The following is a 19909-nucleotide window of genomic DNA, read 5'->3' as shown; positions in this document are numbered from 1 at the left end:
TTACCCGGACCACAGCAAGATCAGAGACCGTGAACATGGCTGACACCGAAAACCAGCAACAGGGCGCCGGCGCGCAAACCGAGGAACTCGACGCTTCGTTGCTTGACCAGATTTTGCAGGAAACCAAACTCGCTCCGAGCGACGATGGTTATGATGTCGCCAAAAAGGGCGTTGCTGCATTCATTTCCGAACTTCTGAAGCCGACCGACGGTCAAAGCCAGGTTTCTGGCGCTGCCGTCGACATGATGATCACCGAGATCGACAAGAAACTGTCGGATCAGGTCGATCAGATCATCCATAATGAAGACTTCAAGACGCTGGAATCCGCTTGGCGCAGCCTGAAGTTTGTCGTGGACCGGACCGATTTCCGCCAGAACATCAAAATCGAAATGATGAGCGTCTCCAAAGACGAGCTTCTGGAAGATTTCGAAGACAGCCCGGAAGTCGTTAAGTCCGGCCTCTATAAGCACATTTACACCGCTGAATACGGTCAGTTCGGTGGTCAACCGGTTGGCGCTGTCGTGACGAACTACGACTTCGGCCCCGGCTCACAGGACATCAAACTGGCTCAGTACTGCGCCAGCGTTGGGTCCATGTCGCATGCCCCGTTCATCGCGGCTGCGTCGCCGGCCATGTTCGGTGTGGATACCTTTGAGGAGATCCCGAACCTCAAGGACATGGAATCCATTTTCGAAGGACCGAAGTACGCGAAATGGAACTCTTTCCGCGAGTCGGAAGATTCCCGCTATTTCGCGCTGGCCATGCCGCGCTTCATGCTGCGCACGCCTTACGGCCCCGAGACCACACCGGTCAAGGCTTTCAACTACGAGGAAGAGTCTGGTTCCGAGAGCGAGAACTACCTCTGGGGCAACGCAGCGTTTGCTATGGCGACCAAGCTGACCGACAGCTTTGCCAAGTTCCGCTGGTGCCCGAACATCATCGGCCCTCAGTCAGGGGGGGCGGTCGAGGATCTGCCGGTCCACACTTTTGAGGCCATGGGGCAACTGCAGAGCAAGATCCCGACAGAAGTTCTGGTTTCCGACCGCAAGGAATACGAACTTGCCGAGCAGGGCTTTATCTCCCTGACCATGCGCAAGGGATCCGACAACGCTGCGTTCTTCTCGGCAAACTCGGTTCAAAAGCCGAAGTTCTTCGGCAACAACCCGGAAGCCAAGGATGCAGAACTGAACTACAAGCTCGGCACACAGCTGCCTTATATGATGATCATCAACCGCCTGGCGCATTACATCAAGGTGCTGCAGCGGGAGAACATCGGCAGCTGGAAAGACCGCAACGAACTGCAGTCCGAGCTGAACAACTGGATCCGCCAGTACGTATCTGACCAGGACAACCCGTCCGCAGACGTGCGTTCACGCCGTCCGCTGCGCAAGGCGTCGATCACCGTATCGGATGTTGAGGGCGAACCAGGCTGGTACAGCGTGTCGATGGCGGTACAGCCGCACTTCAAGTACATGGGGGCAGACTTCACACTGTCCTTGAAAGGTAAGCTCGACAAGGCTTAAGTCGGTCAGTGTCTTGACGAATGACCTTTCACAGGGCGCCAAACGTTTGGTGCCCTGTGTTGTTTCAAGAGGACTTCTGCTGTGGCGGTTTCCCTTTTTCAGCGTCTTGAAGGCGATGTATTGAAAGACGAGTTCAAGTCGCTGGATCAACATGAGGCGGCGTTGATGGACAGTATACTCGCCGACTTGCGCATCCTGTTGAACTCAATGGCAGGCTGCTGTGAAACGCGTCCTGACTATGGGCTTGCGGACTTCAACGCCGTCAACCAGAGCCACAAGGACACGGCTGCAGAGTTGTGCCGGGATATTGAACAGCAAATCATCAAATTCGAACCCCGATTGAGCAATCCGGTGGTCCGGACCATTGAGGATCCGAACCGTCCGCTGGAGTTTGTGTTCAACGTTGAGGCAGACTTGAAATATGGTGCGCGGCAGGTTCGCGTGCGTTTTGATTCTGTGCTGGACAGCTCAGGCAAGGTGCGCCTCACTGCTTGAGCCGTAAAAGGATACGTGCTGGATGTCGGTCAATTCCTACTACAGGGATGAACTCAGTTATCTCAAGGAACTCGGAGCCGAGTTTGCCAAGGCAAACCCGCGCCTGTCCAAGTACCTTGCCGATGACCCGACAGACCCCGATGTCGAACGGCTCATGGAGGGCTTTGCGTTTCTCGTCGGACGGCTGCGTCAGCGGCTGGATGCTGAAATGCCGGAAGTGGCGCATTCGCTGCTCAAGCTGATCTGGCCGCATTACCTGCGGCCTGTCCCGCCGATGACGACTTTGAAATTCCGGCACGCGCCGGATGTTTCTGAATTGGCCATTCGCGTTCCGAAGGGGACGTCGGTCAAGACCGCCTCCATGAACGGCGAAGCGGTGCCGTTCCGCACAACCCTGGACCTCAACGTTCTGCCGCTGGAAATCAGCGATACCAACCTGGACAACCGCAAGGACAGCGCGTCGCTCGAATTGTCCTTTACGAAAACGGCTGGTGCAGGTTTGGCTGCATTGGCGGCTGCACCGCTGACCCTTTATCTCGGCGGGCAAGGCGAGACCAACACGGCGCAACAGCTTTACCTCTATCTGATGAAGCGGTTGCGGTCGGTTCAACTGTTGCCAAAGGGACAGGACCCGATCACAGCGGACGTGGTTTTGGAGCCGGTCGGCTTTGAGCGTGACGAAGCGAGCCTGCCGTACCCGGAAGGCTCATTTGACGGGTTCCGGATCATGCAGGAGTACTTCTCCTGCCCTGAAAAATTCATGTATGTCCGCATCCGCGGCCTTGAGAAATACGCCCGCGTCACCGCGGACAGCTTCAAGCTGGTCTTTCATTTCAATCAGGGCTTTTCCAACCTCAGCCGGGTGATGCCGCACCAGATCCAGTTGAACACCACGCCCGCGGTCAATCTGTTTGAGGCCGAAGGCCAGGCCCTTCTGGTGTCGCATGATCGCAGTGAGTATCCGGTGCGGCCGCTTGGCGGCCGCGAACTGCGCAGCGTCCACGACGTGCTGTCCGTGACCGGGTGGGTGCAAGGCAGCAGCAAGAGAATTGATTATCAGGCGTTTGAATCCTTCTCGCATGATACGTCCGGGGCGGATCCGGACAAGCTCTACTACCGAGCGACCATCAAACCGTCGGTTCTCGGCAGTGGAATCGACCACTACATCTCGTTTGTGACCCGGTTGAACAAAGCCGGTGAACCGCTGACCGAAACGATCTCCCTCAATCTGCTCTGCTCCAATGGGGAACACGCCAGCAAGTTCGGCATAGGGTCGGTCAACCAGCCGACATCGGAGACACCGGCCAAACTTGTGTTCACAAACATCACCCGAATTTTGGGCGAGGTTCCACCGCCGCTTGATGACCGGATCCTGTGGACGCTGATTGCCAACCTCTCCCGCAACTATGCATCGCTGATCGACGTCGAAGCGTTGCGCACGGTGATCGGGGCCTATGATTTCCGGGCGAATGTGGACCGGCAGGCCGCGCTTCAGCGGGACCTGTTGCTTCAAAGCTTCAAGAGTTTCGAAAGGCGCAGCGTCGATATCTTCCGCAATGGCCGTCCCGTCCGTGCCTATGAACTTGTGCTTCGGCTTGCCGAAAGTGAAATGGGCGGAGAGGCGGAAATGTACCTCTTCGGCTGCGTCTTGGACCGCTTTTTGAAATCCTATGCCAGCATCAACAGTCTGCATCGCCTCTCGATCATCGGGACCGACAGCAACACGCTCTTGAGTTGGGATTCGAAGGAAGGGAGCGCGGCGCAGCTATGACGGAAGTTGTCGAGGCAACGGAAAAACACAAAGCTCTTGCCGGGCACCTTGCGCACAGCCAATTCTTTCAGCTGGTCTACCTCATCGGCCTGATGCATGCGGACGTCAACAAGATGGGTCCGGGCCACGCTCCGAAAGATGAGCCGATCCAGTTCCGCGCCACCCGCTCATTGAGTTTCGGTGCCAGTGATGTCTCCGAGATCTCCTATGACGAGGCGCGCGACAAATTTGATATCCGGGTGAATTTCCTCGGCCTTTATGGCCCGGCATCGCCTTTGCCGCCGAACGTCACGGAACGGATTATCGAGAGTGACGAAAACCCGTCTTCTCTTGAAGATCTTTTGGATCTGTTCAATCACCGTCTGACGATCCTCTTGTATCAGATTTGGCGCCGCTCACGGCACTACATCCGGTTTGAAGACCATGGCCTTGATGCGACGTCCAAGTGTTTCCTGGCTTTGTGCGGGTTTCCGATTGAGGACCGGGCGGAAATCGGATCCGTCGCAAGATCCGCGCTGTTGCCGCATGTAGGATTGATGTCGCTGTACTCGAACTCCGCCGAGGCCGTTGCATCGGTCTTGTCGAGCTTCTTCAAGGTGCCGTGCGAAATCATTGAGTATGTGAACCGCCACGTTGTGATGGGTGAAGACAGCCAGATCTCGCTCGGTGTTCGAAACACCCTTCTTGGCGGGGACATGGTGCTGGGCGAAGAGGTTGAAGACGATCTCGGCAAGTTCACCGTCCGGATGGGCCCTGCGCCTTATGAAAAACTCAAACCGTTCATGCCCGGAGGAGAGCGGCACCCAGAAATTGCCGAACTCTTGGCTATGGTCATGCGGGACCCACTCGATTGGGATCTGCAATTCGTCTTCAAGGAGGACACGGTGACAGCCGGACAAGTCGGCGATATCCGGCTGGGTGTTTCTTTGTGGCTCGATGCCGAGGAAGACAGCCAACTGGAAAATCCTGTGCAGTTGACGGGCCTGCCTTTGGGAAGTGGACCGGACTATACCGGTGAGCTGGAACATGCTACGCCGGATGCGAGCGGTCATGTGCCCGGGACGGGGCCTGCCGAAACACAATCCAACGGTCTGATGGTGTCATGAGCAGTGAGTTGATCCTGACCTGTGCGGCTTTGGGCAGTCAGTTCCGGTACGGTCCTTCCGGTGGAACATTTGGGCGCTCAAAGAAGTGTGACTGGGTTCTTCCTGATCCCAATCGGATCTTGTCATCTATACATGCGCGCGTTGTGTTTCAAGGCGGCGCATTCTTGTTGATTGACGAGAGCACAAACGGGACGTTTCTTGCTGGACAGGAGCAGCCAATTGGCCGCGGCCGGTCTATTCCGCTGGGGCCGGGGACTGTCCTGACAGCGGGTCCTTACGAAATAACGGCAGAACTCGTTGCGGCGCAGCAACCCATGCAATCCGCACCTGTTGCCGTCGCACAGCCACAGGTCCAACCAGCCGCTGCAGTGGAGCCGCAACCCGATTTTACTCCGGATGCGCAATTCCTGGCACCGGGACAGACCTATGGTGCACCTCCAAAGGGCAAGCAGTCTCTGGATCCGCTGGATTATCTTGGGGGCAGTGATCCAGCGCCTCAGCCGGTGAGTGCCGCACCGCAGGCATCCACGCAGCAAATCCCGCAGGACTTCATGCAGGCCGGCGCGCAGGCACCAACTGCAGTGCCCCCGGCAGCGCAAGTTCTGCCGCAGGCTACAGCCGCACCTGTCGCCCAACCGGCGCAACCAGTCGCCGCCAGCGTTCCGCCTCAACCGGTCGCGTCTCCGCCGGCCGAGCCGGCTCAACAACAGCCAAGTGTTACGTCTGCGCCAGCTGCCACGCCGGCAGCCTCCGGCGGCATTCCGGACGACTTCTGGTCGTCTCTTCCAGGCGGCCCGCTTCCAGGTTCACCCACTGCGCAAGAGGCGGCTCCGGTGTCGCCTCAATCGGCAGCTCCTCAACCGGCGGCGCAATCGACCATCCCAGACGATTTTTCTTTTGGAGCTCAGCAACCGTCTTCAGCTCCATCTCCGGCGTCAACACAGGAAGCTGCCCAGCCGGCTTCCACATCAGCGTCCCTTCCGCCAATGCCGCAGAGTGCTGGATTGAACGCACCCGTTTCTTCAATGATGCCGCCGATGCCTGGACCAGGTACGGCTGGCGGTCTGTCTCATCTGGACGCGCTAAAAGCTCGACGTGAACAACGGGTTGCAGCGCTTGATGCCAAGGCCAAAGGTGCGGATAAGGACGAAGCCCGGCTGGCCGGGGCGCCGCAACCGCTGCCCGCAGCCACCCAACAGCCACAAATGCCCGCGCAGGCAATGCCGCCGCAACCCATGCCGGTGTCTTCGGCTCCTCAAGAGCCGCAAGCCACTGCATCGGTTCAGGAGGTTTCGCACATCCCGATGCCGACCGGGCCGCGCAGTGACGAGGATCTGCAGATCCTGTTGAGGGCCATGGGGTTTCCGGAAGCAGAGGTTCCCGAAGCGATCCGGGATCAGATTCTTCAGGATGTCGGTGCCATGGTCCGCGAAATGGCATCCGGCCTTGTGTCGATGATGGCCGCGCGCAAGGTCGTGAAGTCGGAGTTCCGGATTGACGAAACCCGGATCGAACCGAAAGAAAACAACCCGTTCAAGTATTTCAAGGTCGGCGAGCTGGCCTTGGACGAAATGCTGTTGACGAGGACTGAAGGCTATCTGTCGCCCGCGCAGGCAACCCGTCACGCGTTTCAGGATCTGCAAAGCCATTCGATGGTGATCATGTCGGCCATGCAACGGGCGATGCGATTGATGTTTGAAAAATTATCCCCAGAAGCTTTGGCACAGGCCGGTGACGGCGACGGCGCATTGCGCCTAAGAAGTCTTGGGGGGCGTCGCGACAAGTGGGATACGGCGCGCAGCACATATGATCACATGCGCAAGGACTATGAGGCAGTCGTGCGGCAGATGATCATGGAAGCCTTCACGCAAGTGCAGGAAGAGCAGGCGCGGCGCATGTCCGACGATTATTGGAATAAGAGGAAGAAATGAGCCTGACCCGACGATCAGCGTGCATCGGACTTCTGGCTGCGCCCATTGCCATTTCTGCCGGGTGTTCGCGTGTCGCCAAGCCGACACCTATCAAGATCGAGCTACAGGCCGATGCCAACGTAAACCCCAATGAAAATGGCGACCCGGCACCGGTTGTGGTCCGGGTTTACGAGTTGAAAGAGCTGACGGCCTTTCAAAATGGCAGCTTTTTTGACTTTGCGGACAACGACAAGAAATTGCTGGGCGGTGACCTGGTCGGAAGTGCCGAATACGAGCTAACACCGGGACAGACCGTCGACTACAACCGCAGCATCTCCAGTGAAGCCCGCTACATCGGGGTTGTCGCTGCATTCCGGGATATTGAATCCGCCCAGTGGCAGGACTCCATCGAACTCGAACAAGAAAAGAAAAACGAGTTTGTCATCTATCTGACCACTCTTGCTGTTCGAATACAAAAGCTTCGAAACCGCCGGTTGGGCGTCTTTTAGGACCGATCCCGCAAGGGTTTCCTAACGAATTGAGTTTGCACAGCGGAATCAATTAGAAGATACTCCGCAACGTCGGTATTTTGCCGTTAGGTTCGAATCGTGAAACTTGGTGAGAAGCGCAGGGGAGTGCATTGAACGCAAGCGGCAAACCGCTCTGGCTTGAGGGAATGTTTCTCCGGCCCCAGCACCTCCAGCAATATGACCGCTGGATCGAAACGAATCTTGAGCACCGGGTGAAAGACCAGGCGCCCTACAGCTGGGGTGTGCGGAAACTTGAGTTTGATCCGGACGCCTTGCGGATCGGCCAGATTCAGATCGCGGACGCGGATATCGTCTTTCCGGATGGATCTGTCTTCAATACTTCGCTCTTGCACAAGGTTGCAGGCGCACGCGAAATCACATCGGAACATCAGGGCAAGAAGATCTATCTGGCAGTGCCGCTGAAGTCAGTCGGTGGACTGGAAGTCGGCGACGAAGCGCAAGGCAAACAGCGGTACACGCGGCATATGTCCGAGGCGCGCAACACGGCGGAAGCTGACCGGCCACCCGCCAATATCGCGGTTGGAACACTGACAGCCCGGTTGATCCTCGAAGGTGAAAGTCTTGATGAGACCGCCAATCTGCCGATCGCCGAGATTGAAGGTGTGGATGCGCAAGGTGCAGTCCAGCTGTCCGGCACCTTTATCCCCCCGGTGAATTTCGTCGCTGCAAGCAAGCCGTTGCTGGCGCATCTTGAAGAAGTGCGCAGCCTTCTGCGCAAGCGCGGCGAGATGATGGCCAGCAACGCGGCAGGGCAGGGCAGCAGCACACGCAACGGTCTCATGGACCTCATGATGCTCGGCGTCGTGAACCGCTACGAGGTTCTGATCGGTCATTTGATCATGTCCGGCCGGCACATGCCCGAGACAGTCTACCGGGACCTGATTTCGCTGATCGGCGAGATTTCCGCCTATGGGACCGACACCCGCAGGCCGCCTGAAATTCCGACCTACGACCATCGCGATCTGCGTATGACCTACCAGGGCTTGGTCGCCGTCCTGCGCAGCCTGCTCAGTTTTGTTGTCGAGCAAAACGCGATCAGCATCCCGCTCACGAAACGGGAATACGGGATCTGGCTGGGCGAAACCTCAGACCGGATGGTGTTCCAGGCACGCTCGTTTGTGCTGATTGCCTATGCGAATGTCGATCTGGAAACCCTGCGCAAGCAGATGCCGATCCAGATCAAGATCGGCCCGGTCGAAAAGATTCGCGAGTTGGTCAATCTGCAGCTGCCCGGGATTGCGATCTCGCCACTCTCCGTGGCCCCCCGCCAAATCCCGTACATCCAGAACGCGGTCTACTTTTCATTGGATACCGACAATGAACTTTGGCCGCAAATGCAGACCACAGCCGCATTCGCGTTACACTTGAGCGGCGACTACCCGGGGTTGGGGCTAGAGCTCTGGGCAATCCACAAAGGCAAGTGACTTAGCAGCTGATGACGAATGACGACCTGGACCAACCGACCGTAGCGCAGCGCTTGTCGCCGCGGGCACGTACGTCGATGGCGCAGGGCTCGGCTGGGACGGGCGATCCGGGCGATGAACCGACTGTTGCGTTCGTCAGCCAGCCTTCCGTTGCCCAACCCGCACAGCAAGCACAGCCTGACCCGGCTGCTCCGGTCTCGCAAAACGGCTCTTCTGTTGAATCCGCAACATCCATCGTCCGCCTGTTTGACCGAATCCCGGAACGGGTCCTGGTTCGTGCCGCTACGCCGTTGCTTTTGCTGATAGCGCACTTGCGCAGTGCGATTGACCGCGCCGATGTCGTCTCGCTCCGCCGCGAAGTTGTGGCTGAAATCGACAAGTTTGAGCAAACGGCTCAAAAGGAAGGCGTAGAAGCCGGTGACATCATTGCTGCGCGTTATGTTCTGTGTGCGACAGTTGACGAGACGGTCTTGATGACGCCTTGGGGCAGCCGCAGTGAGTGGAGTTCCAACAGTTTGCTGAACCAATTTCACAATGAAACCTGGGGCGGTGAAAAGTTCTTTGGCATTTTGGACCGGATTAAGGGCGATGCGCCGCGCAAGATGCCGTTGCTTGTCTTGCTGCATGCCTGCCTGATGCTCGGGTTTGAGGGCCGCTACCGGGTTCTGGAAGGCGGCCGGGATCAGCTGGAAGATCTGCGCAACGAACTGTCACGGCTGATCAAGCGCAACACACGCATCAAGCCAGACCAGCCGCTGTCAAAAGTGTCCGAAGGCCATAAGGGCGGCCGGAAAGTGAGCGTTCTGCCGCCTATTTGGATCATCGGTATCATTGCCGTGTCGATCCTGTTTATTGCCTGGGCCTACAGCGATTTCATGCTGGAAGGTGAAATCGTCCCCCCGTTGAGCGCCATTGAAGCGCTCGAAGTGAAATAGGGGCGGCGGGTATGATCAGGACATATTTCGCAAGCCTTTTGAGACCGGCAAGTCTGCTGATCCTCCTGCTGCTGATCATCGTATCGGTTGCCATCTATTTCTTCGGCGGCATCGTCACGATTGCAGGATTCACGCCGTTTGCGCAGACCGAGCCGCGGATCATTGCAATCGTCGCGCTCTTTGTCCTGTTCTTCCTGATTACATTCCTGCGCCATGTTCTGGCACGCCGGGCGAATGCCAAGCTCATCAATTCCATGCTCGCCAATGACGAATTGGTGTCCATGGGAACGGACATGTCGGCCGATGAGGTCGAGCTGATCCGGGAGCGCTTCGAAGCTGCCCTGCAAAAATTGCGCGACAACCCGCTGGACGGCAAACACCGCCGGAATTTCCTGTTTGAACTGCCCTGGTACATCATCATTGGCCCGCCCGGCACGGGTAAAACCACGATCTTGCGTAATTCCGGGCTGGAATATCCGCTCGCCGAGCATGGACAGGAGGCGCTGCAGGGCATTGGCGGCACGCGCAACTGTGACTGGTGGATTTCCAATGAAGCCGTGATGATCGACACGGCCGGACGGTACACGACGCAGGACGTCAACAAGGGCGTTGATGCCGCAGCTTGGAACGGTTTTCTCGAGCTGCTTCTCAAGTTCCGCAGACGGCGTCCGGTCAACGGTATCCTGCTGACCATCAGCATTGAGGATGTGGCCGTTGCGGACGAGGACAGCCGGAAGCGTCAGGCGGAAATTCTGCGCCAGCGCCTGCGCGAACTTCACCGAACATTCGGCATGCGCCTGCCGGTCTACGTCATGTTCACCAAGTGTGACCTGATCGCCGGGTTTGATGAGTATTTCGACGACCTGAAGCAGCGCGAACGGGATCAGGTCTGGGGCGTTACGCTGCCCTATGACCCGCAGCAGATCACCGTCGGACCGGCATTTGAGGCGGGTTTCACAGATCTTGTAGCGCGTCTGGAAAAGGACCTGCCGGGGACGCTAAGTGAAGAGCGGAACAACAGCCGCAGGTGCCGCATTTACGGCTTTCCTTATGAGTTCGGCTCTCTGTCTACGGTGTTGCGGAGCTTTCTGGCGGATGTTTTCCGCTCCAGCCGATACGAAGCGCAGCCTTTGTTGCGGGGCGTCTATTTCACGTCCGGAACTCAGGAAGGAACGCCATTCGATCGTTTGCTTGGCGCAATGGGCCGCAGTTTCCAGCTGGCCCCATCTCATCAGATGCCGCTCAGCGGGCAGGGCAAATCCTATTTCATCAAGAATCTGCTCTCCAATATTGTCTTTCCCGAGCAGAACCTTGTGGGCGTTAACACCGGTTTGGAGCGGCGTCTGGCAGCGCTCTACGCCGGCGGTCTGGCAGCGTTGTGTGCCTTCGTGATCGGCATGTCGGCCTATTGGCTCGCCGGCCTTAATCACGCTGAGCAGACGGCGGAGAAGGTTGAAGAGCTGTCCAACCGGGTGAGTGTTTTGCGCACGGAGGCAGACCAAAACCGCTCGCTCATCAGCATTTTGCCGACACTCAACGCAGCCAAGGCGCTGCGCGATGAAGTGATCGAGCAGGAGAATTGGCTCACGGTCACACCGTTTTCGATCGAGTCCCAATCCAAGTTGTTGCCGGCTGCAACGAAGACCTACGATTCTTATCTGACCGAGTATCTCTTGCCGTCGATCGCCTCGCGCCTGGAAGCGCAGATCCAACTTGTCTCGAACACCACGGGCAGCAATTCCGCGCTCCTGCGGGATCAGCTCGAAACATATCTCATGCTGACCACCGGGCAGAACTACAACGCCGACAAGGTCAGGAGTGCCTTCCGCTCGCAAAACGAAGCCGCATTCGTGCTCAACCCTGAAAACCGGGGCGCAATGCAGGAGCACATGAACAACCTGATCCAGCTTCTGCCGATAAAGACTGCGGTTGATCAGCCGATTGTTCAGGAAGCCCGCGACAGGATCCAGCGCGTTCCACAAGCAAGCGAAATCTATAACCGCATGGTGACGGATTCCGCACAGCGTTACCGGGTTGCGCCAATCAATCTGACGCGCTCGCTCGGGGCCGGTGCGCTGTTCATCGACAGTGCGACAGCAGGTGGCCGTAGCCTAATCCCGGGCCTTTACACCAAGAACGGTTTTTACAACTTCTTCCTGGCCCGGCTGCCGGAATACATCCGTTCATCGATCGGGTCTGACTGGGTGCTCGGGGATAGTGTCAGTGAGACGACTTACAACCGGCTCGCCCAGGAAATCGTCCGGATGTACACGCAGGATTACATCCAGGCTTGGCGTGAAGGGATCAGCTATATCCGCGTGGTGGAAATAGGCTCGCTCGGCCGGGCCCAGATTGTCCTGCAGGACTTGTCGAGCCCGGATTCGCCACTCACAAATGTTCTGAATATCCTGCGCGAAAACACCCAGCTGCCGCTTCCTGGTTCCCAACAAAACCAGGCAGCGACACAGGCCGCATCCGCAGCCTCGTCAGGTGCGGCAACCAGTCTCGCAGCCTCTGCCAGCGAAGCAGCTCAAAAGGCAGCCGTTGAAACCGCGTTCGGTGATGCGCCTTGGCCTGGACTTGCAATCGAAAATGCCTTCCGGCCGCTGAACAACCTGACCGATCCGACGAGCAGTCAGACACTCGACCGTGTTCAGCAGCTGTTCGGCGATCTTTATGGCAACGTGTCCGGCGTTGTGACGGCTCCGGACCCTACAAAAGCTGCTTACGATTTGGTCAAGGGAAGAGCGCAAACCCCGACCACCGATTCCTTCACGACCCTGAGGGCGGAAGCGTCTACCAAACCCGAACCGGTGCGGTCGATGGTCCTTTCGATCGTGAACCGTACTTGGGATCTTTTGAACAAATCGGCCTATCTCTATCTGAACGGCCGATGGAAAGATGAAGTCGTACCAGCCTGTACGTCCATCATCGCCGGGCGGTATCCGTTCGATCCGGATGCGCAAGAAGACGTCAGCCTGGAGGATTTCACGGACCTGCTCGGCCCGTCCGGTGTCATGGATGCGTTTTACAACGACTATCTGAAGCCGTTCATCGTGGTGCGCCGGCGCCAGTTCAGCCCGATCCAGACGCAAGGCGCGGGCCTGGGCTTGGCTCAGGAAACGCTCAACCAAATTTCCACGTCTCAGACAATCAAGGACGCGTTCTTTGCCAAAGGCGGCAGCAGTCCTGAGACCAAGTTCACCATCCGGCCATCCTTCCTGGACCCGGAAGCCCTGCGCTCGACCTTGAAAATTGACGATGACTCGATCGTTTACCGGCACGGTCCGGTACGCGGCAAGGATTTCAGCTGGCCGAGCCAGGCGGATGCGAGCACCGCGGAACTGTCGATCACCCTTCTGGACAATTCCAAGACCACGATCCTTAAGGAAGGCACCTGGGCGATCTTCCGGCTGTTGAGTGCCTCCGGCCTGTCTCGGGTCCGTGGCCGCGACCGGTTCGAGTTCTCTGTCGAAAAGGTTGTGAAGAAGGAACAACGCATCGACAACGGCACCAAGACGGTTGATGTCAGCTACAAGGGCAGCTTCGCCTTGAGCGCCGGCAGCGTTGTGAACCCGTTCAACCTAGGGCTCTATTCATCCTTCCGGTGCCCGCCAGCTCTTTAAAGCGGACCGGCCGGAAAACGTTTTGAACCATATGGACCAGGGAGGCTGGGGCGCATGCATATCTGCGGCTTTTTTGGCAAACGCCCCGCCGAACGAGATTTCGTCTTCGAGGGATTGCCGGCGCGGGTAACCGACGCTTGGGCAAACATCGTGAGCAACTGGCTTCATGCATGCACGGCCGCTGCGCCGCAGACTTGGCACAACGCCTACTTCAGTGCCCCGGTCTGGCGATTTGCGCTGCCAATCAATCATCTCGATGACCGTGCCTGGATTGGACTTGTTGCCGGATCCGCAGACACCATGGGCCGGACCTTCCCGTTGGCTGTTTTGATGTCGATGCATGTCGAGCAATTCAGCAACGGCATTATTTTCCAGATCGATGAAATCATGGATCGCCTGGAGCTTGACCTGCTGACGTTCCTTGCGGGCGAAAGCAATCGGCGCCATTTGCTCAACAGCGTCACAAATTGCTCAGCGGACATCAGGGCTGCGATAGATGAGCCGCCCTACAAGGTTTCGATGACGCTTCCCGACCTTGAGAGTGATGAAGCGGGCTTGTGCATCCCATGGACAGATCTGGTGGCTTCGAATGAAGTGCCAGCGCACATACTGGTCTGGCCGGAGACGGACAAAAAGAAGAAACGATCACCCGCTCCGGGATACTGGTGGCATGAAGGGTCGCCGGAACGGGTTAGCGAGGTGTGTGTGTTCTCAGCCATGCCCGAAGCGGACGCTGCCCGGGGAATTTTCATGGGGCATTGGGAGGCTCAGGGCTGGCGTGAGCGGACTTGAAACAGCATGCTGTTATTTCCGGATTACACGGAGATAGCGCCTCAAACGGCAAAACGAAGACATGGTCACAGAAAAGAAAAAGACCGGAACAGGCCTGGAGATCGAAACCGCCACCCGGCAAGGCACGCGCCACAGTCAGAATGAAGACAATCATGTGTCCAAGCCCGAACATGCTCTGTTTGCTGTCTCTGACGGCATGGGAGGGCATCGGGATGGTCACCTAGCGAGCCGCGCTTTTGTCGAGGAGCTGCAAGTGATCGAGTTTGCAGATGGCGAAGGCGTGAACGAACGGCTCCAACGCATCGAAGCGGCCTTTCATCGTGTGAACGACCAGCTCTACGGCAGTTATCTGGAAAACCCGGATGCGGACATCAGCGGATGTACCGGTTTGACCCTGATCATCCACGACGGATATGCCGGGTGCCAGTGGGTCGGCGACAGCCGTCTTTATTTGTTGCGCCAAGGTCATCTCTTTCTTGTATCTGAAGACCATAGTGATGATCTGGGGCGGCTGACCCGCGCGCTCGGCTCGCATGAAGAAATCCTGGTCGACAGGCGTGTGATTGAGTTCTTAAAAGGCGACTGTTTTGTCCTGTGCACCGACGGCTTGTTCAAGGGGGCCAGCGAAACAACGATCGCAGATGCGCTTGCAGATGGTAGTGCGGGTGTCGCGGACCGTTTGGTTACTCATGCGGTCGAGGGTGGTTCATCGGACGACGTAACACTGATCACGGTGCGGCTGAACGACAATGGCTGAAGCAGACACGGATCTTGGCTATAAGCTCGCCGTTGATACGATGGTGGAGACAGCCGAAACCATGACCCCGGTGCCGGGCCTTGTACTGAAAGACCGGTATTTGCTGATCAAGGAAATCGGCCGGGGTGGGCAGTCCCTGGTTTTCAAGGCGCGGGATCTTGTTGCGGCAAAAGCGGGATTGTTGAAAGCTGATGTTGCTTTGAAGATCATCACGGCGGGACCGGAGATAGAACCGGATTTTGTCGCCTTGATGCATCGGGAGGCGCGGCGCCTGCGGGATCTCGTCCATCCCAACATCGTTCGTGTGTACGACATGGACCGCGTTCAGAACCTGCATTTCATGGTGATGGAGTATCTGGAAGGGGACACGCTCTCCAGTTTCCTGCGCAAGGCGGAGGATCGCAAGCTGGAGCTCGCTCAGGTGATCCGGCTGGTGCAGGATTTGGGCTCGGCTCTCGAGTTTGCCCATGCCAACGGGATCATCCATTCCGACCTGAAACCCGGCAATGTTTTTGTGCAAACCGATGGCTCGGTCAAGCTGATCGACTTCAACATTTCCGCGCCCATTGCGCCGTCCTTGCGCAAGGATGAAGAAGACACGATCCGGATCCTCATCCGTCTCGGCGCAATTACTCCGAGTTATGCTTCGCCCCAGCGGTTGGAGGGCCACGAACCTTGCGCGGCCGATGATGTGTTCTCATTGGCGGTCATGGTCTACCTATGCCTTGCCGGGCGCCGGCCGTTCGGTCCCAAAAACGCGCTTGAGGCCATGGAAGCATCGGTTCAGCCAGAGAGGCCAGAGCATCTCTCTTCGGCGCAGTGGACAGCCTTGATGAAGGGCCTTGCATTTGACGATGCAGGACGGACACCCGAAGTCACGAATTTCGTAACGTCCTTCGCCGCGCAACGCCAATCTGCAGCCGATTGGATCCGGTCGCAGCTCAGTTGGTAGGTCAATGCCGGCTCAGATCCCGATCCTGAACCCGAAGGAACGGTCGCCCCGAGCTGAGCCTGTGAGCGTAGCATCGATATCAAGGACGTCCTCGTCCTCTTCAGATCGGGCTGCGCTCACCGAAAACTGGACAGCATTGAAAAGAGCGTCTGATATCTCGTCGAGCCGGGCTTGAAGATTGTTGGCAGACTCTTCTGGCGTCTTCGAACCTGAGGGAGCCGTTGAAAAAGCCACCTGAAGCAGTGTGTTGAGCCGGGCCATGGAAAGTGCGCGTGCAACACCTGCGTTCGGCTCGTCCGACTTGCTCGCCGAGACCGTGCGAGACCCGGCAAAATAAACCTCTGCCCGGTTGGCTTGGCCGCGCAGAACGTTGATCCCGGCTGAGGCAAGTGACAGAGCAGAGTCTTGCGAGACGAAAGTCATGACGCTGTCCGCCACCGGTTTTCCGGTATTGGTATGTTCCGCCGTTTCCAGTTGATCAATCGACAGTTTTTGACCTGCACCAAAGTCGGGCCATCCGTTTGCCGCTTGGGCGTGGAGAATGGACAGCAAGGCAACCCAGCTGGCGGGCAGACCAACATCGGCCAGACCGTCATCATCAGCAATGTGGCGCCCCTTGTTCCAGAACAAGGCAAGACTGTTCGACGCTGCAGATTGCCGGAGGCTTGCAAACTGTTCAAAGCCGATTTGATCCAGCATTTGGTGCGGCGTCTCCCGGCTGCCGACAGTGTCAGCGCTTTCTCCGGCAAAGTCCGGGGCGAGGGTGCCGAGCAGGCACGTCGCATTTTCCGCTGCTAACGTGGCCAGACGTTTGAAGTTGGAGGCGCCGTCCTTGGCGAGGCCGGATGCATTGGCGGCAAGAACCACATCGAATGCGGCATGGGCGAGCGCACCCTCCGGTTCTTCCAGGCTCGTCAAAACATCCTCGATCGCAGCTGTCGCGCTGACCTGAACGAGGAACAAGCGGATTGAACTTTCGCGCGGCAATTCAGCCAGCAACATCCGCAGTGCGAGCCAGTTTTCCAGAACCTGATGCAGGCGGCGGTCCTTGATGAACAGAGCGGCCTGGTCTTCGATCATTGCATCGAAAGAGGCGCCTCCGCCGGCAGGTGCAGGTGTAGGCGGCGCCGGTTTGCGCGGTTCACCGCTTGAGGTCTGGGACAGGAACGCCTGGACAGCGTGTTTGGCGAGATCCTGTGTGACTTCACTGTCTGCCGATCTCTTCGGTGCTTCGACCATCGAGAACAGAGCATCCAGTCCGTCGTCTTCGTCTGAAATCGGATCTGAAGCAGGAGAACCGGATGTCTGCGTTTTGGAAGCTGCGTCACGAGATGCAGGTGTTTCCGGAGCTGAATGCGCACTCAATGATTTGGCTGCGTCCAAGAGCAGATCGAACCGCTGTCCATGATCGGCCAGTCCGGACACACCGCCCATTGCCATGGCAGTCTTGATTGTGGTGCGAAACTCAAGCGCCTTGCTAACGGAAGCGGGTTTGAAGTCCCGCGGACGTTTGAAAGACACATCTTCGATCAAGGTGGCCGGGAGAGTCCCGAGGATGTTTTGGGCCTCTACCGTCAGGGCTGGCGAGAGCTCGCTGATCAGCTCCGAGATATCCTTTCCGGTGATTTCCTGAAGACCGGCAACGGACGTTGCGAAGTCACCAAAAATCAGAACACGGTAGGGCGGGGGCGGTTGCCTGTCCTGAGGCAGCGGCGTCCCATCGCCCAAGCCAACGGAAAACGACTTGATGCCGGTGGGGGTCTCATCGTCCTGAGCCATGGACCGGTCCTTTCCGGTTATCTGATATTTACGCGGGTCGGTGTCGCCTCAATCGCCAGGAACGCGAGGGTTCTTTGATCAATCACCACCCGTCCGTCGACACTATAGCCCGCCGCGCGGTCCGCGACATGTCCGGTCACTGCAAACTCGACGATAGGGCGCGAAGACCATTGACCGCTGCCGACCGGCGTCACGACGAGATCGAGCGTCAGCTTCTGACCGTTGCTCATAATCTCTGTTGTTTGTCCAAGTGATTTGGCTTCCGATTTGCCGTCCAGATAAACTTGCGGCGTGCGGTTGCGCAGGTAGTCGTAGATGCAGGCATGCAAGGCATCAGGCTCTTGTGTCGCAGGCCGCCAGGCACTCATGATGTTCACTCCGTTTGCCCGCCGGTCGACGCCAGCCGGTTGTCTATGCGCGCATGGATGTTATCCGTCAGCTCCGGGATGAGCGTTGCCCAATGGCCAAAGCGTGGTGCCTTCAGAACGTCCATGCTCGGATACCAAAGGCTTCGATCTGTTTCGGCGTACCAATACCATGGGGACATGTACTGCGCGATGACCAGTCCCGGTGTTCCGGCAGCCCCGGCACCATGCAGGATAATTCCGTCCGGCCCCACAACAAAATCGAGTGCGTGCAGCAGGGCTGCAAGATCGTCGAGGCGTTTGATATGCGCGCCCGCATCAATAATGCCTTGATGACCAGACAATTGTCTGCGGCTGTGATCCCAGACCGTGCTGACCAGAGTCCCTGGCAGGGACCGTATCGCAGGCAGCAAGGTATCAAGTGTCAGGCCGGGCTGCGCTTCGTTCCAGGCGATCCCGATCCACGGCTTCGGAAATTCAGAAAGGGCGTCCTGCCAACGCTTTAAAAGCTCTGGTTTGACCGGCAGATACGGACAGGGCCCGGTTACGCCACCCCGCAGATCATTCGGCAATCCGAGGATCTGGGAAATTGGAAGGGTCACCGGAGCAGCAGGTTGCTCAGCGTTGCCGTTCGGCGCGTCGTTCGGCAGAAAGTTGTTGTATCCGAAAAAGCCGGAGAGCTGGGACAAGGTCGAAGGACCGGCTAGCGGAGCAGATTTGTCGCGGTCCGCCTGGTCCAGAAAGCGTGCAAGCACCATGAATTCCAGATTGGACAGACCGGGATCAATGACCATGACGGCTTCACTGACCCGTTGCTTCAACACGTCAGGATTTGTGTCCCCACTTTGGCCGCCGTTCAAGGTCGCAACGACCGGCTGTTCCAGCGTTGACGGCACTTTTTCAATTTGTCCGGTCGACAGGAAGGCATCGCGCAAAATGCTGAAGAGCCGGCCCCGTACCGCATCCTTCATGCCTGCTGCATTGGCCATCAGTGGCTCCAGCAGCTGTATGGCTTTTTCCGGTTCTCCCGCCAGCCGATAGGCCGTGCCCAGCGTCAGCGTTGCTTCCATTCGGTCCTTGGCGCCCTTTGCGACTGGAGCAAACTCCCGCAAGGCTTCCAATGCTTCTCCGCGTTCCGCTTTGATCTTGATGTAGCTGAGCCAGGCGGGCATCAGATCCGGGAAAAGAGCCTTCGCGCGGCCGGCGATCCGCAAGGCTTCGCTCGATTGACCGATCGCGGCAGCATTGTTGGCAAGCGACAGCATGAATTCCGGGTTCGTCGGTTCTTTCAGATGCGCTGCTTCAAAAAACGATGTGGCTTTCCCGTGGTCGCCAAGCGCTGTCAGTATCTGGCCGACAAAAGCTGACAGGTTGCTGTCGTCCTGTGCATTGCTCAAGGCTTCCTGAGCGATCATCAGAGCCGGAGAGAACAGACCGTAGGCATAATAAAGACGCGATATGCCAAGCAGGATATCGGTATCGCCGGTGTTTCGGCTCCGAACGGTGTTCAGAAGGTCTTCCGCTTCCGACAAGGCGCCGGCTGACGCCAAAAACTCCGCTTTCAAGAGCGCTGCCTGAGCATGATACGGATCAAGAGCGAGAGCTCGTTCCACCAGTTTTTGAGCGTCTTCTGGCTTCTGGCTGATGATTGAGATCTTTGCGGCGAGTGTCAGAAAGCCCGGGTCCTGGCCGGTGACTGCGGTCGATTTCGACAACAGGGTTTGAGCCCCTTCCAGATCGCCGTTCGCCAGACGGGTTTCAATCAGACCGGACAAGGCCTCCGGATGGCCCGGCGAGACGTCCAGAACGCTCTCATACAGGAGCGCTGCATTGTCGTGCCGGCCGGCCAACGCATGGTCTTTGGCCGCTTTCAGCCTATCATCAACTAGGAGCATTCAATTTCCGCAATCTGCTATTCCGAAC

Annotated in this window: 15 protein-coding genes; 12 read left to right on the top strand and 3 right to left on the bottom strand. The window is 57.7% G+C overall.

Annotated features, from left to right (window positions below):
• Positions 1-35: 35 nt before the first annotated feature.
• The 12 genes from tssC (at position 36) to AC0J4F_RS20455 (ending at position 15842) form a co-directional block, all read left to right on the top strand.
• A complete protein-coding gene (gene tssC / locus AC0J4F_RS20510) occupies positions 36-1523 on the top strand; it encodes a type VI secretion system contractile sheath large subunit (RefSeq protein ID WP_473024520.1) in 1488 nt (495 codons plus the stop codon).
• 81 nt (positions 1524-1604) lie between these two features.
• The gene (gene tssE, locus AC0J4F_RS20505) at positions 1605-2018 is read left to right on the top strand and encodes a type VI secretion system baseplate subunit TssE (protein ID WP_473024519.1); all 414 of its coding nucleotides are present in this window, start codon (positions 1605-1607) and stop codon (positions 2016-2018) included.
• Positions 2019-2040: 22 nt separating this feature from the next.
• A complete protein-coding gene (tssF, locus tag AC0J4F_RS20500; protein WP_473024518.1) occupies positions 2041-3789 on the top strand; it encodes a type VI secretion system baseplate subunit TssF in 1749 nt (582 codons plus the stop codon).
• Complete coding sequence (tssG, locus tag AC0J4F_RS20495) at positions 3786-4895, top strand: type VI secretion system baseplate subunit TssG (protein WP_133950729.1); 1110 nt, start codon at positions 3786-3788, stop codon at positions 4893-4895. The genes tssF and tssG overlap by 4 nt, the downstream gene beginning before the upstream one ends.
• A complete protein-coding gene (gene tagH, locus AC0J4F_RS20490) occupies positions 4892-6826 on the top strand; it encodes a type VI secretion system-associated FHA domain protein TagH (protein WP_473024517.1) in 1935 nt (644 codons plus the stop codon). Before tssG ends, tagH begins: the two co-directional genes overlap by 4 nt.
• Complete coding sequence (gene tssJ / locus AC0J4F_RS20485) at positions 6823-7314, top strand: type VI secretion system lipoprotein TssJ (RefSeq protein WP_133950724.1); 492 nt, start codon at positions 6823-6825, stop codon at positions 7312-7314. Before tagH ends, tssJ begins: the two co-directional genes overlap by 4 nt.
• A 131-nt stretch (positions 7315-7445) precedes the next feature.
• On the top strand, positions 7446-8780 hold the full coding sequence (gene tssK / locus AC0J4F_RS20480) for a type VI secretion system baseplate subunit TssK (protein ID WP_133950722.1): 1335 nt from the start codon (positions 7446-7448) through the stop codon (positions 8778-8780).
• Positions 8781-8791: 11 nt separating this feature from the next.
• A complete protein-coding gene (gene icmH, locus AC0J4F_RS20475; RefSeq protein WP_473024516.1) occupies positions 8792-9715 on the top strand; it encodes a type IVB secretion system protein IcmH/DotU in 924 nt (307 codons plus the stop codon).
• Between the two features lie 11 nt (positions 9716-9726).
• On the top strand, positions 9727-13341 hold the full coding sequence (tssM, locus tag AC0J4F_RS20470; protein ID WP_473024515.1) for a type VI secretion system membrane subunit TssM: 3615 nt from the start codon (positions 9727-9729) through the stop codon (positions 13339-13341).
• A 54-nt stretch (positions 13342-13395) separates the two neighbouring features.
• Positions 13396-14133: a type VI secretion system-associated protein TagF gene (gene tagF, locus AC0J4F_RS20465; RefSeq protein WP_473024513.1), complete on the top strand. Its 738-nt coding sequence runs from the start codon at positions 13396-13398 to the stop codon at positions 14131-14133.
• 61 nt (positions 14134-14194) lie between these two features.
• A complete protein-coding gene (locus AC0J4F_RS20460) occupies positions 14195-14890 on the top strand; it encodes a PP2C family protein-serine/threonine phosphatase (protein WP_133950715.1) in 696 nt (231 codons plus the stop codon).
• Positions 14883-15842: a serine/threonine-protein kinase gene (locus tag AC0J4F_RS20455; protein WP_473024512.1), complete on the top strand. Its 960-nt coding sequence runs from the start codon at positions 14883-14885 to the stop codon at positions 15840-15842. The genes AC0J4F_RS20460 and AC0J4F_RS20455 overlap by 8 nt, the downstream gene beginning before the upstream one ends.
• Positions 15843-15854: 12 nt before the next feature.
• Here the strand turns inward: AC0J4F_RS20455 and AC0J4F_RS20450 are convergent, their stop codons facing one another.
• From AC0J4F_RS20450 to AC0J4F_RS20440, 3 genes are read right to left on the bottom strand one after another with little or no spacing between them, the layout of a single operon-like run.
• Positions 15855-17621: a hypothetical protein gene (locus AC0J4F_RS20450; protein ID WP_473024511.1), complete on the bottom strand. Its 1767-nt coding sequence runs from the start codon at positions 17619-17621 to the stop codon at positions 15855-15857.
• A 17-nt stretch (positions 17622-17638) separates the two neighbouring features.
• Positions 17639-17989, bottom strand: coding sequence for a hypothetical protein (locus tag AC0J4F_RS20445; protein WP_473024509.1), 351 nt, complete (start codon positions 17987-17989; stop codon positions 17639-17641).
• Positions 17990-17994: 5 nt separating this feature from the next.
• Positions 17995-19881: a tetratricopeptide repeat protein gene (locus AC0J4F_RS20440; protein WP_473024508.1), complete on the bottom strand. Its 1887-nt coding sequence runs from the start codon at positions 19879-19881 to the stop codon at positions 17995-17997.
• Positions 19882-19909: the final 28 nt, after the last annotated feature.

The organism is Roseibium sp. R5 (assembly GCF_055755305.1).
This window is presented reverse-complemented; position numbering and strand designations above follow the sequence as displayed.

Bases quoted from the DNA above. Each gene is read 5' to 3' on its own strand.
- tssC (WP_473024520.1), top strand. From the start codon at position 36: ATGGCTGACACCGAAAACCAGCAACAGGGCGCCGGCGCGCAAACCGAG.
- tssF (WP_473024518.1), top strand. From the start codon at position 2,041: ATGTCGGTCAATTCCTACTACAGGGATGAACTCAGTTATCTCAAGGAA.
- tssG (WP_133950729.1), top strand. From the start codon at position 3,786: ATGACGGAAGTTGTCGAGGCAACGGAAAAACACAAAGCTCTTGCCGGG.
- tagH (WP_473024517.1), top strand. From the start codon at position 4,892: ATGAGCAGTGAGTTGATCCTGACCTGTGCGGCTTTGGGCAGTCAGTTC.
- tssJ (WP_133950724.1), top strand. From the start codon at position 6,823: ATGAGCCTGACCCGACGATCAGCGTGCATCGGACTTCTGGCTGCGCCC.
- icmH (WP_473024516.1), top strand. From the start codon at position 8,792: ATGACGAATGACGACCTGGACCAACCGACCGTAGCGCAGCGCTTGTCG.
- tssM (WP_473024515.1), top strand. From the start codon at position 9,727: ATGATCAGGACATATTTCGCAAGCCTTTTGAGACCGGCAAGTCTGCTG.
- tagF (WP_473024513.1), top strand. From the start codon at position 13,396: ATGCATATCTGCGGCTTTTTTGGCAAACGCCCCGCCGAACGAGATTTC.
- AC0J4F_RS20460 (WP_133950715.1), top strand. From the start codon at position 14,195: ATGGTCACAGAAAAGAAAAAGACCGGAACAGGCCTGGAGATCGAAACC.
- AC0J4F_RS20455 (WP_473024512.1), top strand. From the start codon at position 14,883: ATGGCTGAAGCAGACACGGATCTTGGCTATAAGCTCGCCGTTGATACG.
- AC0J4F_RS20450 (WP_473024511.1), bottom strand. From the start codon at position 17,621: ATGGCTCAGGACGATGAGACCCCCACCGGCATCAAGTCGTTTTCCGTT.
- AC0J4F_RS20445 (WP_473024509.1), bottom strand. From the start codon at position 17,989: ATGAGTGCCTGGCGGCCTGCGACACAAGAGCCTGATGCCTTGCATGCC.
- AC0J4F_RS20440 (WP_473024508.1), bottom strand. From the start codon at position 19,881: ATGCTCCTAGTTGATGATAGGCTGAAAGCGGCCAAAGACCATGCGTTG.